Source organism: Mesorhizobium sp. WSM4887 (assembly GCF_029625865.1).
Taxonomy (GTDB): Bacteria; Pseudomonadota; Alphaproteobacteria; order Rhizobiales; family Rhizobiaceae; genus Mesorhizobium.
In genome coordinates, this window is record NZ_JARTVP010000026.1 from 1 (window position 1) to 14,116 (window position 14,116).

Annotated in this window: 10 protein-coding genes and 1 pseudogene; 10 read left to right on the top strand and 1 reads right to left on the bottom strand. The window is 58.0% G+C overall.

From position 1 onward, the window contains the following. The first annotated feature begins 908 nt into the window (after nt 1-908). The 9 genes from P9230_RS31960 (at nt 909) to P9230_RS32000 (ending at nt 10,490) form a co-directional block, all read left to right on the top strand. Nucleotides 909-1,499 carry a NodA family N-acyltransferase gene (locus tag P9230_RS31960; RefSeq protein WP_063169401.1) on the top strand — a complete coding sequence of 197 codons (591 nt, stop codon included), beginning with the start codon at nt 909-911 and terminating at the stop codon, nt 1,497-1,499. Next, the gene (gene nodB, locus P9230_RS31965; protein ID WP_063169400.1) at nt 1,496-2,155 is read left to right on the top strand and encodes a chitooligosaccharide deacetylase NodB; all 660 of its coding nucleotides are present in this window, start codon (nt 1,496-1,498) and stop codon (nt 2,153-2,155) included. The genes P9230_RS31960 and nodB overlap by 4 nt, the downstream gene beginning before the upstream one ends. A gap of 15 nt (nt 2,156-2,170) precedes the next feature. Next, a complete protein-coding gene (gene nodC, locus P9230_RS31970; RefSeq protein ID WP_063169399.1) occupies nt 2,171-3,496 on the top strand; it encodes a chitooligosaccharide synthase NodC in 1,326 nt (441 codons plus the stop codon). Nucleotides 3,497-3,757: 261 nt separating this feature from the next. Beyond that, nucleotides 3,758-4,672, top strand: a complete 915-nt coding sequence (nodI, locus tag P9230_RS31975) for a nodulation factor ABC transporter ATP-binding protein NodI (RefSeq protein ID WP_024505873.1) — start codon at nt 3,758-3,760, stop codon at nt 4,670-4,672. 3 nt (nt 4,673-4,675) lie between these two features. Then, the gene (locus P9230_RS31980) at nt 4,676-5,464 is read left to right on the top strand and encodes an ABC transporter permease (protein ID WP_063169398.1); all 789 of its coding nucleotides are present in this window, start codon (nt 4,676-4,678) and stop codon (nt 5,462-5,464) included. A gap of 283 nt (nt 5,465-5,747) precedes the next feature. Further along, on the top strand, nt 5,748-6,509 hold the full coding sequence (locus P9230_RS31985; RefSeq protein ID WP_063169397.1) for a sulfotransferase domain-containing protein: 762 nt from the start codon (nt 5,748-5,750) through the stop codon (nt 6,507-6,509). A gap of 392 nt (nt 6,510-6,901) precedes the next feature. Then, nucleotides 6,902-8,185, top strand: coding sequence for a dicarboxylate/amino acid:cation symporter (locus tag P9230_RS31990; protein WP_210326678.1), 1,284 nt, complete (start codon nt 6,902-6,904; stop codon nt 8,183-8,185). A 275-nt stretch (nt 8,186-8,460) separates the two neighbouring features. After that, a complete protein-coding gene (locus P9230_RS31995; protein ID WP_051695606.1) occupies nt 8,461-9,522 on the top strand; it encodes a LacI family DNA-binding transcriptional regulator in 1,062 nt (353 codons plus the stop codon). A gap of 164 nt (nt 9,523-9,686) precedes the next feature. Beyond that, a complete protein-coding gene (locus P9230_RS32000) occupies nt 9,687-10,490 on the top strand; it encodes a TIM barrel protein (protein WP_063169395.1) in 804 nt (267 codons plus the stop codon). A gap of 48 nt (nt 10,491-10,538) precedes the next feature. Here the strand turns inward: P9230_RS32000 and P9230_RS32005 are convergent, their stop codons facing one another. After that, nucleotides 10,539-11,456: a LysR family transcriptional regulator gene (locus P9230_RS32005; protein ID WP_063170390.1), complete on the bottom strand. Its 918-nt coding sequence runs from the start codon at nt 11,454-11,456 to the stop codon at nt 10,539-10,541. Between the two features lie 701 nt (nt 11,457-12,157). On the opposite strand from P9230_RS32005, the pseudogene P9230_RS32010 reads away from it, so the two are divergent. Next, nucleotides 12,158-13,381 (top strand): annotated as a pseudogene (locus tag P9230_RS32010) (IS110 family transposase). Nucleotides 13,382-14,116 lie beyond the last annotated feature (735 nt).

Sequence of the window (14,116 nt, forward strand, 5' to 3'; positions counted from 1 at the left end):
CAACGCCTTCGCCATGGGCGGTACGAACGCAGTTCTGGCATTCAGGCAGGTGTAGAAGCCATGCAAGACGCCTCATTTGAGGTCACCTGTCGTATCTAGCTGCTTGCCGGACCACTATGTAAAGCGAGCGCTATTGGCTGCCTCTGCGATGCGGGAATTGGCAGCGGACGTCTCTCGATCAAACAGGCATCTTGCTTGTAGAATTCTTTTAATCGTGAAGCGGCGCGAGTGCGCTATCCGTTGAGGTGAGCAAGGCCGGCGCCCTGGGTGAGCGCTGGTGTCGGGTGGTGGAAAGTACAGGGGGAGCTGTGTGGCCCCTCTTTCTCGGCCTCGACGATGTGCGAAGGAGCCTGCGCGGCGAACGGGCCAACGCCCCAGGCTCAGAACCTGGGCGAACCTAACTCCCGCCAAAGGACAGCCCAGAGCTGGATACACGAAAGAGATACTGAACCCGCGAATCAGATTCTGATCAATCGTCGTGTCTGAGCTCCACTCGGCTCTTACGGAGATAATCGCGCGGCCCGGCAACGGCCGCGCGTGCCGCGGGCGTGAGCTTTGCGCTTCGTCAGAAGTGCCTCGAGCGTGACGACGATAATTGACCAGCCATATGGAACGCATTCGCCCAGTTATCCAAAGCGTGGATACCTTTCATCTAAACAAAGGATTTTACCGTTTTTGCTGCAGGTCCCATAGAAGCGCTTCAAGTTGGAAAGATAGGTAGTTCCGATGGTTGCGTTGGATCTGAGGAGCATCATCTGGTGTGCGGGGCGTACAAAGTCAGTCGCATCTGCATTGCGGCTTGGTCTTTCGGCGGTCCCCACAAGTTACGCCCCGTTGGCGCGACGCCAATTATTTAATCAATGCTTGGACATTTATCTCAACCAGACAGCTACAAGGTGAGGTCTTCCATGCGTCCGAATGTCGAGTGGAAGTTGTGCTGGGAAAATGAGCTGCAACTGGCCGACCATGTCGAACTCTCCGACTTTTTTCGAAAGACCTATGGACGGACTGGCGCCTTCAACGCGGAGCCATTCGAAGGCGGCCGCAGTTGGGCCGGCGCGAGGCCGGAATTCCGCGCAATCGGCTACGACGCGCATGGGGTAGCGGCTCACATCGGCATGCTGCGGCGCTTCATCAAAGTTGGCGAGGTCGACTTGATCGTCGCTGAATTGGGCCTGTACGCGGTTCGTCCGGATCTTGAAGGGCTCGGAATCGGTTTTTCGATGCGCGTGGCGTACCCAGTGCTCCATCAGTTGGGTGTTCCATTCGCTTTCGGCACGGTTCGGCACGCGCTGCGAAACCATGTCGAAAGATTCTGCAGAGCCGGCCTCGCGAACATTGTGTCGGGCGTTCGCGTACGGTCGACCCGTCCAGATGTGCATCCCGACCTGCCGCCCACGCGCCTGGAAGACGTACTCGTGTTGGTTTCGCCGATCGGACGCTCGATGGACGAGTGGCCGTCTGGTACCCTGATCGACCGGAACGGTCCGGAACTATGAAGCCTCTGGACTACATATGCGAAGGGCAGAGTGACAATGCCGATCGCATTGCAGAGCGCAGCGTCTATCTGACGTTTGACGACGGTCCCAATTCATTTTTCACACCGCAGATACTCAATGTGCTGGCGCAACATCAGGTGCCGGCGACCTTCTTCGTTGTTGGGGCCTACGCGGCCGACGAGCCGGAACTCGTTCGCCGAATTATTACAGACGGCCACGGTATAGCCAACCACACGATGACTCATCCGGACCTAGCTAAATGCGGGTCCGTCGAAGTCGACTGCCAGATAGTTGAGGCAAACAGAGTCATAGGGATGGCTTGCCCGCAGGCCATGGTTCGGTACTTTCGTGCACCCTATGGCATCTGGACCGAAGAAGTAATCGCTGCATTAGCGGGTGAGGCATTGGCGCCCGTCCATTGGTCCATTGATCCACGCGACTGGTCTCGCCCCGGCGTTGACGCCATCGTCGACAGAGTGCTCGCCGATATCCGGCCGGGCGCAATCGTGCTGTTGCACGACGGGTGCGCTCCCGACGAATTGCAACCAGGCAATCAAGCCAGTCTGCGCGACCAGACGGTGACAGCGTTGTCACGCCTAATTCCAGAATTGCACGGCCGCGGATTTGTAATCCGATCACTTCCTCAACATCCCTGAACAAACAGAGATCCTATGGACCTTCTCACCACAGCCAGTACTGTTGCCGTTTCGTCTTATGCGGTGCTCTCGACTGTTTACAGAGGCATGCAAGCGGTCTACTCCCAACCGGAAAATGTTACGCCGCCGTCGGAAAGCTTGTTCGGATCCGACCGTTGGCCGAGCGTGGATGTCATTATCCCCTGCTACAATGAGGACCCGCGCACACTCGCGGCGTGTTTAGCTTCCATTGCAAATCAAGATTACTCCGGAACATTTCAGGTCTATCTGGTTGACGACGGTTCTGGAAATCGTAATGCCGTCATCCCGGTACATCACGCCTACGAGGGCGACCCGAGATTCAATTTCATTCTGCTCCGCGAAAATGTTGGCAAACGCAAGGCGCAGATCGCCGCCATCCGCCGCTCATCTGGAGATTTCGTGCTCAGCGTCGACTCTGACACGACACTTGCGTCCGACGTCATCACGAAGCTTGCAGTAAAAATGCGGGATTCCATGGTCGGAGCGGCCATGGGCCAGCTGACGGCATACAACCGCAGCGACACTTGGTTGACCCGATTGATCGATATGGAATACTGGCTGGCTTGCAATGAGGAGCGCGCGGCGCAAGGTCGCTTTGGTGCGGTCATGTGCTGCTGCGGCCCATGTGCAATGTACCGCCGGTCTTGTCTCCTTTCTCTGCTGGATCAATACGAGACGCAGCTGTTCAGGGGGAAACCAAGCGACTTCGGTGAAGACCGTCATCTTACGATCCTCATGCTGAAAGCAGGCTTTCGAACCGAGTACGTTCCAGGTGCCGTCGCGGCGACAGTCGTTCCGGACAAGATGGGACCTTATTTGCGCCAACAACTCCGCTGGGCACGAAGCACTTTCCGGGACACGATGCTTGCGCGAGGTCTACTGCGTGGCCTGGATCGCTATCTAACTTTGGATGTGATGGGAGAGAATCTCGGCCCATTGTTGCTCGGCATCGCGGTAGTAACGGCGCTCGGTGAGTTACTATTTTCACATACAGTAAATTGGTGGACGGTGCTGGCTATTGTCACGATGACCATAATCAGATCTACGGTGTTATCTTTCCGCACTCGGCAGCTTCGATTCATCGGCTATTCAATGCACGCGTTAATCAGGATATTCCTGTTGATCCCCTTGAAGGCTTACGCCCTGTGTACATTGAGCAATAGCGATTGGCTGTCGCGTAAAAGTGTTCCCCTGCCCAACAGCAGCACAAAGGAAATCACAAGCGCGATGCCGCTTGGCGGAGCAAATGCTGCGGGCAATTCTGGAATTGCGGAGTCACTTCATACTGCAGATCTTTCGCTCACAGCTAGTGAAGTCTGACGGCCTTGCAGCGCCGAGTGACCGAGTAAGTTGTGTCAGTCGACACGGGGTGAAGCTTGTCGAGTTACCTATGGTCAGAACGGGGACTATGTGGAAGCGACACGTGGCATCTTGACGTTATTCTTTGGCGGAAGCGATACACACGTCGCTCCGGCCGCGACTTTCCAAAGGTGTCATCTCAAGGCGGTGGCCTGCTCTGAACCAGAATTCGCAAGTAAGCTGCCGGTGGCCAATCGGACTCATTCCGCTTGAGATAGACGCATGTCCAATGTAGCAATCGACCTTACCGGCGTAACCAAATTATTCGGAAACAAGCTCGTTGTGGACGGGCTGTCCTTCACCGTTGCATCGGGAGAGTGCTTCGGTCTGCTGGGGCCTAACGGCGCAGGCAAGAGCACGATTGCGCGTATGCTCCTCGGTATGACCCGGCCTGACGCGGGTGATATAACAGTCCTCGGTCTACCAGTGCCGGCACGCAGCCGCTTGGCCCGCAAGGGCATAGGCGTGGTCCCGCAGTTCGACAATCTCGACCTGGAATTTACGGTACGTGAGAACCTGTTGGTGTTCGGGCGCTACTTCGGCATGAGTACAAGAGAGATCAACGCCGTCATCCCACGGCTGCTCGAGTTCGCTCGCCTTGAGAGCAAGGCGGATTCACGTGTCGGCCTGCTATCCGGCGGGATGAAGCGGCGCCTGACGCTGGCACGTGCTCTGATCAACGACCCCCAGTTGCTTGTGATGGATGAGCCCACGACCGGCCTCGACCCGCATGCCCGCCATCTGATCTGGGAGCGACTTCGTTTCCTGCTGGCGAGCGGAAAAACGATCATTTTGACCACCCATTTCATGGAAGAGGCTGAGCGGCTTTGTGATCGGCTGTGTGTTCTCGAGCGGGGACGCAAGATCGCCGAGGGCAGTCCTCATGCGCTGATCGACGAGTACATTGGGTGCAACGTGATCGAGATCTTCGGCGGTAATCCACAGGAGCTGATTTCGCTGATCAGACCGTACGTTCAGCGTGTCGAGGTAAGCGGCGAGACGCTCTTTTGCTATGCGCCTGAGCCGGAGGATGTGCGCATCCAGCTTCGCGGTCGAGCGGGTCTGCGTATTCTAGAGCGTCCACCCAGTCTGGAGGACGTTTTCTTGCGGTTAACCGGACGTGAGATGGAGAAGTGAGCAATGGGTGAACGTTTTGCGGCCGCTCTACCCGCCAACGCCTGGAACTGGATGGCGGTGTGGCGCCGCAATCATCTGGCATGGAAGAAGGTGGCATTTGCTTCAATGCTCGGCACCCTTGCTGATCCGATGATTTACCTTTTCGGGCTCGGCACTGGCCTTGGACTGTTGGTAGGCCGCATCGAAGGTGCATCCTACATCGCCTTTCTGGCAGCCGGCATGGTTGCGACGAGCGCGATGACAGCATCAACCTTCGAAACAATTTACGCGGTTTTCGGTCGAATGCGCGATCAGGGCACTTGGGAAGCAATCCTGCACACACAACTTACCCTCGGCGACATCGTTCTCGGTGAATTGACCTGGGCAGCCACAAAGGCTTTTCTGGCCGGTACGACAATTGCGATTGTTGCGGCCGCGCTAGGTTATGCCGCGTGGACGTCGGTTCTCTACGTGCTACCGGTCGTCGCTCTCACCGGATTCGCCTTTGCGAGCCTGGCCATGCTCGTCATCGCGCTCGCGCCCAGTTATCACTATTTTATTTTCTATCAGACGCTTGTCATCACACCCATGCTGTTCCTTTCGGGCGCGGTTTTTCCAGTCGGCCAATTGCCAGGAGTGTTTCAGCAGATTGCGGCCTTCTCGCCCCTGGCGAATTCTATCGAGCTAATCCGTCCGGTGATGCTCGGCCGCCTGGGCGACAATGTAGGGCTGCATATAGGCGCACTTTGCATGTTCGCTGTATTGCCTTTTTTTCTGTCGGCTGGACTGTTTCATCGACGACTAATGCGTTGACGCTTGCTTACACCCATTAACCAGAAGGAGGTCCGCAATGCCGGATGCAAACTGCCCACAGCGGCCCGGAGGCATGCGTATGCTAGGAATCGCGAGTGGTACAACGCCGAAGCCGGGCGCCACCCAGCCGCTGCAGGCACCCGCCCAGCTTCGCGACCACACCTCGAAGAACAGGCTGGATGGTGAGGCGCGGACCCACCCGGAGCGTTCAATCGATAGCAGCCAAGCTTCTTGTGCGCGTCCACAGACCGTCGCGGCCATTATTTAGTTGGATACACATGCAATGACCCACAACGAAGCAACTCTTGAGCCTTTTGTGATCCTTGCTATGCCAAGGACCGGAACACACTATTTAGAAGAATTGCTAAACGAGCATCCGACCGTTTTGAGTAACGGTGAGTTGCTAAACGAATATGATCCCAATTGGCCCAGCACTGATCGCCTGCTAGGCACGGATCGCGAGCTTCTTGAGCTTGCCTATGTGCGCTGCCCTATGCGCGACTACAAGAATGTGACGCATCTTGGATGCAAGATCAATGAACCTCAGTTTCGCGAGCGTCCCGCATTCTTTGCGGAACTGGCTCGTTGGCCAGCACTCAAGGTCATCCTTGTTGTTCGCCGAAACGTATTGGAATCGCTCCGATCCTTTGTGCAGGCCAGGGAAAGCGGTCACTGGCTGAAGTTCAGCTGGGACAACGATACCGCTCGGCCACCGAGCGTCAGGTTGTCAATCGCCGACTGTGAGGCTTATTTCAAAGCCGCCGACGATTTTCACGCTCGCGTTATGGACTCCTTCACGTCGACCAACCTGCTTGTAATGGAATACGAGAGCCTACTTCACGAACCTGCCCAATGCCTGGGAGCGGTTTGGGATTTCCTGGGCGTTCCAGCGCTTGAGCCATCAGATAACGCCATCCTGCAGCGCCAGGAAACGCGACCGCTGGATCAAACGGTGGAGAACTTTGACGAGTTGCGGATTCACTTCGCACGGGGACCTTATTCAAGATTTTTTGACCTCGGAGATTCAATGCGCTCCTACGCTTAATCGCTTGTACCGCGTGCTCTGATGGGCGTGTAGGATATCCTGCAGTTTGCGCGCATTCCGTCGCAAAACTGACAAACCAAAGTCACCAAGACGACAGAGATATCGGCCGGCAGTCGATCTGCGGCAGACATCAAAGACACGGCCGCAAGGCGACCTGGTCAATTCCCTCTCTGGCGAAGCACTTCTTCAGACGCGATCTTTGGCGAGCCTTGAGTGCAAATTCCGGCAAAGGTGGAGGGTTCCAGTGCGCAACCCGCACCAATCTCGCTGGACGGGACAGGCCTCCAGTTGGCACGGCGCTTGCTCCGAGATGACAGCAGCGCTCGACCGGAGCGCAGCATGGGAGAAGGAGGAGCCCCCACCCCGATCCGGTCAGGGAGAGAGAAACGGTGTTGGTTCCAAGAGTCCCCCGCGCGATCGCAGCGCCCCGCAAGCCCCATTTTGCCCGGACCTACGTGCAGGTGCTTGCCGCCATAGTCCTGGGAGCCGCAATTGGCTACCTCTATCCGGAAACCGGCCAGAGCCTGAAGCCGCTCGGCGATGCCTTCATCAAAGTCGTCAAGATGATTATCGCACCTGTCATCTTCCTGACAATTGCGACCGGCATTGCCGGCATGAGCGATCTGCAGAAGGTCGGCCGAGTTGCCGCCAAGGCGATGGTTTATTTCCTCACCTTCTCGACACTTGCACTCGTTGTCGGACTGATTGTCGCGAATATCGTTCAACCTGGCGCCGGCCTCAACATCGATCCGGCCTCGCTCGATGTCCAAGCCGTTAAGGGCTATGTGGCCACGGCTCACGAGCAGTCCGTGACCAGCTTCCTGATGAACATCATCCCGTCAACGATTGCCAGTGCCTTCGCGGAAGGCGACATCCTGCAAGTCCTGTTCTTCTCGGTCCTGTTCGGCATTGCTTTGGCGATGACCGGAGAGACGAGCAGGCCGGTCGTTACCTTTCTCCAGGCGCTTACCGCCCCCATTTTTAAGCTCGTCGGCATTCTGATGAAGGCTGCACCCATCGGCGCCTTCGGCGCAATGGCCTTTACGATCGGCAAATACGGAATCGGTTCGGTGGCCAACCTCGCGATACTGGTCGCGACGTTCTATCTTACCGCCTTCCTCTTCGTGTTCGGGGTTCTCGGCGCGGTCTGCCGCTACAACGGCTTCTCGATCTTTTCTCTCGTCCGCTACATCAAGGACGAGCTGCTGCTTGTCCTGGCAACGTCCTCCTCGGAGGCCGCGCTGCCCTCGCTAATGGAGAAGATGGAGAAGGCCGGCGCCGCCCGTTCGGTCGTAAGTCTCGTCATCCCTACTGGATACTCATTCAATCTGGACGGTACCAATATCTACATGACGATCGCCGCCCTCTTCATCGCCCAGGCGACGAACACAGATTTGTCAATTGCCGATCAGATCCTCCTGCTGCTAATTGCGATGCTTTCCTCGAAGGGTGCGGCAGGCGTCACCGGCGCCGGCTTCATCACATTGGCCGCTACTCTCTCTGTCGTGCCGAGTGTTCCCGTTGCCGGAATGGCTCTAATTCTTGGCGTGGACCGCTTCATGTCGGAATGCCGCGCGCTGACGAATTTAGTCGGTAATGCGGTGGCATCGCTCGTTGTCGCTCGCTGGGAAGGCGAATTGGACCAGTCACGGATGGAAACCGCTTTCCGCGGTTAGGGTTACATCAAACTGGCTCCCCGCAAGCAAGATCGCAACAGCGCGACGTGTAAGTAGCGGCCTTGACACAACAGTCGAATTGCCAGCCTCCAAAGAGCGCTGGAAATAGAGTACTAACGCAGTGAGTAATACAACACCATGAAGCCCCTAAGCAAACGAACGGTTCACGGAGACTCATCTGGGTGCGCATGGAGCGCTGTTCGTCGAATGCGCTATCCGCGGGGTGGGGGAACTATTTCAGCTTGCCGCCCCAAGCCGTCGCGGGAGCGCACCGGATGATGGAGGACCGGCCGATCAGAATCGCTAGGGGAAAGCGCGTCACAATAGCCGATCTCGCCCGCGAAGCCGGAGTCAGCGTAGCAACAGTCGATCGGGTTCTGAACGTCCGCCTTCCGGTGCGAGAGGAGACCGCCCAGCGGGTCCATGCGGCCGCGCACGCGATCGGCTATCATGCTGCCGGTCTCATCAAACAGCGCTTGCAGCAGCACCTGCCGCACTACAAGCTGGGCTTCATCTTGAGAAAACCTACCCACGATTTCTACCAAGATTTCGCTCGCAAGATCGAAGAGTCGGTCAGTATGGCTAAATCCTTCCACGGCCTTCCGATCATCGAGTTCGCGCAGTCACATTTGCCGCGTGACCTGCTCCCGCTTCTTAAGGACCTTGGGAGCCGCTGCCAGGCGATCGCCATGGTGGCGGCCGATCACCCGAAAATCACAGCATCAGTCGAGGAGCTCAAGGCGAAAGGTATCCCGGTATTTTCGCTGCTATCCGACTTCGCCGATGGCGTGCGCGAGGGCTACATCGGCCTCAACAACAGCAAGGTCGGACGGACTGCCGCTTGGGTGTTTTCCAAGGCCGCAAAACGGCCCGGCAAGGTGGCGGTGTTTGTCGGAAGCCATCGCTTCCAGGCGCATGCGACGCGGGAAACGGCCTTTCGTGCGTATTTTCGTGAGAACGCGCCAAAATTCGAGGTGCTTGATGCGCTCGTGAACCTTGATGAACGGCAGCTCACTTACGAAAAATTGCTGGATCTTATGCAGCGGGAACCAGAGCTCGTCGGCTTCTATATGGCCGGCGGGGGGATAGAGGGGGCAATTTCCGCGCTCCGAGAAGAGGGGAGCGGTCAGGATCTCGTCGCGATCGTGAGTGAAATGACGCCGCAGTCACGTGGGGCGCTTGCGGATGACATCTTGACGATGGCGGTCGGCACGCCAATGCGCCGACTTTGCCAGGAGCTGATAATGGCAATGGAGCGGGCCATCAAAGCCGGCGTCGCGGAGAGCCCGGGGCAGACATTTCTGCCGTTCGACATTTATCTTCCGGAAAATATTTGACCTTGATGGATTTCTATCATGAGCGCCCATTTTCCTTTCACCGATGAAAGGAAAGCTCGATTGACTCGGCCGTCTCTGTCCGATCTGTGAACCGGCGTGGTTCCGTCTTGAAAGAAGCCGGATGCCGAAATGGCAGCCGCGCTTCATGGAAGGAAAGTCAAGCAATGCGCCAGGTATCGCCCCGCTTTGCACTCGATCACATGGCGGCGCCCCGCCTTGACGTCAGTGCGCTTTTCGCGCTTGCCCGTGACCAAGGCCTGACCGACGTCCAAATCCGTTACCCTCATTTCAGCAATCCTGTCGCACGCGGCATTCCGGCTGCGGACGTTCGGTTGGCCGCTACCGAAGCGGGCGTCACGATCATCTCTGTCAACGCCTTGCAGCGGTTCAACGACTGGACTCCAACGCGTCAGGCCGAGGCAAGCAACCTCGCCGATTATGCGACGGCGTGCGGGGCGGAGACGCTCGTGTTGGTGCCGGCCAACCGCAGCTCGTGGCCCACCAATAGCGAGCGCCAGGACAATCTTCGTTTCGCTCTAAACGAGATCAAGCCAATCCTCCAGTCGCGGGGTCTGATCGGTCTCATCGAGCCGCTGGGTTTCCGAACCTGCTCGCTTCGATCAAAGAAGGAAGCGGCCGAGGCCGTTGCCGCGGTTGATGGCCAGTCCGTCTTTCGCCTCGTGCACGACACGTTCCACCACACCCTGGCCGGGGAGACATGCCTGTTCTGCGAGCTTACCGGCCTGGTGCACATTTCAAGCGTAAACGACCCGACCTTCTGGATTTACCCCGATCGCTTTCTTGCAGGTTCCGACAATGGCAGCCAGATTCAGGCGCTGCTGGATGGCGGCTACGCGGGACCTTTCTCATTCGAGCTGGTCGAGGAAGTCCATTCTCTGGACGATCTCGCAGGCGCACTTGCCGCCAGCATCGACTTTATCCGGCGAGGGCTATTGTCGTCAAAGTAGATGGTGACAGGAGTAGTGACTATAGGTGCGCCTGAATTTTCCGTGGGTTCACAGCGGGGCAGCCATCCGAGATGCCTCCTGTATCATTATCTCCCGCATCCAGATGCTTGCCGGATCGCTATTGTGGAGGGCCGGCCATTGGAGGGTCTCGGTGAATGTGGGAAATGGCAGCGGAAGTTCGATAACCCGCAGGGGGAACGTTTTTTCGAAATGCCTGACCAGCCGTAAGGGCATGGTCGCTATACGAGCTGTGCCGGACACCATAGGTGGAATCATGCTGAAGCCCTGCACGGCGACCTCGACACGTCTCTTAAGGCCATGCTCAAGCAAAAACCATTCCTCGATAGACGGCTTCATCGTACGCCCGAACCTGACCGCGACGTGCCTCATCGACATGTATCTCTCGAATGTAAGCTGCTGTGGCAGCTGCTTGTTTGTGGGACAGCCTACGCACACGAGCTTCTCGTCAAACAGCGCAACGCTTGAATGCACACTCGACGTGAACATATCCGGTAGAATTAGAAAATCGACGTCACCGCGCCGGAGAAGCTCATCGGGGCTATCGTCGACAGGCAGCAGTTCGAAGCTGACGGCGGGGGCTTCCCGTGAAATACGCTCCACAAGCTTTTCGAAAAACACGAGCGTGACGAAATCGGAAAGAATGATCCTGAAGAGGCGATCGGCTCGAGCTGGGTCAAACGGATCCGAAGAAATAATCGAGCACTGGATGTGCTGGAGAGCGTCGCGAACTGCGGGGGCAAATGCTGCCGCACGCGGGGTTAGAAATCTTTCGCGACCTCTTATCGTAAACAGTTCATCGCGGAAATAATCGCGCAGTCGGGCGACGGCCGCACTCATGGCGGGCTGACTCAGGTTAATCCTGCGTGCCGCCGCCGAGAGATTACGCTCCGTCAGGAGTGCGTCGAGCACAACGAGGAGATTTAGATCAAGTCCTTTGAAACGCATGTCATCAGCCATCCATGGGATGGATGCCTTTAACCGAAACAAACGACTTTAACAATTTAGCATTCTTGCAATCTTTTGTCGCAAAAAGTTTATGATGGATGACGTTAAGGTCCGACATATGAGCCGCGTGATCTGCCGAAGCGAGCAATCGTTCGTACTGTGCAGGTCAGAGATTGGCAGTTTGAAACGCCGGGCCGATGGCGCCGGTCTATCAACCAGCGTCTTCGGCGGCCCCGACCTAGCTAGGCGTGGAACCTAATAGGGTGCACCTTTCCAGTCCGAGGCGACTGATGGGCGGTTTGATCCTAAGCTGCCGTGAGGCCTGTGCCAATTGTATCGGCGAGCCAATGCAGCAGTCCGGCAGCGTTTTTGAGAGCTGTTGTAGGCTCGGCCTAAGCCCATTGGCGCAAGCCTATCTGAACGAAGCGCTTGGCCTTGCCGCTATCCGGTATGTGATCTGTGGTGCCTTCTCGTCCTGCTGTTCTTGTTTTGGAACGCCCTTATGGTGAGCCCATCCGGGACGTGGGGCACCGGGAGCACAAAGGTGCAGGCAGGCCGTCAATAGACCGTGGGCTGAGAGCCCGAGCTCGTTACATGGCCGCCCCTCGCGACTTTCCCGGATGCGCTGCGAGCGCGGATCAGTAGATGTCGTGTTGCCCGCCAGCTCCCGTCTTTGACCGAGCCAAGAAGGAGGAACGGGCATGCTTATCATCGGACTGGATATTCACCGCGCCTTCGCCGAAGCAGTGGCATGGGAGGAGGGCAGGCTCAGGCGACTCGGCCGCGTCGACATGCGGCGCGATCTGCTGGCGGCGTTCGCCGCGAAGCTGTCGCCGAACGATGTCGGGGTGATCGAGGCCACCGGCAACGCGACGTCCGCTGCAGCTGTGGTTGCGCCGCATGTGAAGAAGGTGGGGATCGCCAAGCCGAAACAGGTGTTTATCGTTGCCTATGCCAAGATCAAAACGACGATCGACGCCGACGTTCTTGCGCAGCTCTATGCCAGCGGCTTCTTGCCAGAAGTCTGGATTGCGGACGAGCCGACGCAGGCTCTGCGTCGACAGGTGACACGGCGCAATCAGATTGTCCGACAGAGATCTCGATTGAAGAGCGTCATCCAGTCGATCCTTCATAGCCACCTGATCCGTCCTGCCCGCATGCTGACCTGTGCGGCGCCAAGGGTCGGACCTGGTTAATCGAGCAGGTCGTACCGCAGGACGAGCGCCTCGCGATCGATGGGCATCTGCGCGAGTTCGACCGATTGGGCGAAGACCTCCAGGTCATCGAACGCGATCTTGTCCGCTCGGCTCTCGAGGATGAAGGCGTGAAGCGGCTGATGACCATTCCCGGCGTCGACATCACCGTCGCGCTGGCGATGAAGGGCGGCGATCGGCGACGTGTCGCGCTTCGACGATCCGCAGAAGCTCGTGACCTATCTCGGGTTGAACCCAAGCGTCCAGCAGTCCGGCCAGGTCCGGCCTACCATGGGCGGATCACCAAGCAGGGCCGTGGTCATGCGCGCGGCATGCTCGTCGAGGCGGCCTGGGCGGCCGCTCGTGCTCCCGGACCGTTGCGAGCCTTCTCCCTGCGGCGTGCGAGCCCGGCGCGGACAGCATGTCGCGGCCGTGGCAACCGCACGCAAACTCTCTGTCGTGATCTGTCATCTGTTGAGAAGGGCGAGAGTTACGCGTGGGCTCGACCCTCCCTGCATGCCAAGAAGCTTGCGCGATGTGGAACTCAAGGCCGGGAGCAAGGCTGTGCGCGGCCAAAAGGGAGCGCACGCCTACAACATAAAGAGCCACCGGGAAGAAGAGCGCCGCTGGGTGGAGCAGGCCGAGGGCGCCTATGCACGCCTCGTCGCCGGTTGGAACCCACGAGGTCCGAAGAGGGTAGGCACGGATGCCGCAAACGAGGCGCGACGATAGAAGCTGCGCGGCAGGGCTCTCATCTCGGACCCTGCTCTTCGCCACGCGGTCGTCCGTGCGCGACAGGAGAATAGCGCAGATTTATCAAAAAGGCTCTTGTCGATCACATCAGTGGTCTTGGGCGCTGTACGGCCGGGTGAAGACTTTGCAGGTGGCCCGGAAAGCGTTTGACCTGCAGCGAAGCAATTGTCGTCATTACGCGCTCGACCCGGGCGCCCAGCTTGGCATAAGGGCTACGTGGCCTCAGGAAGCGTCGTCGCCAATGCAGACCATGGACGAATTCCCAGCCGATGCCGAGATGCCGGTCGACCGTGCCTGTCGCCGTCCGGTGATGCGATGCCCCCGAGCGGATGAGTTCGCCCCGGATGCTCCCGGTCACGACGCACGGGTTCGGGTTCCAAGGCGCTCAGTTTTGTTCGCGCCCAATCGGTGTAGGACGCGGCAGAAATACGAGCGTGACGAAATCGGAAAGAATGATCCTGAAGCGGCGATTCGGTAGAGCCGGGTCAAACTATCCGACGAAATAAACGATCACTGGATGGGCGGGGGAGCGTCGCAAACTGGAGGGCAAGAGCTCCCGGACGCAGCGTTAAGTTTGAATACCTCCGCGGACATGGTCGCGAGCTTATCGCGCAAATAAATCGAGCAGCCGAGCGCCGGCCGCACTCATGACCGGCTGGGCTCGGTTAATCCTGCATGCCGCGCCCATGAGGTTACTTGTCCGGAGTGCGTCGA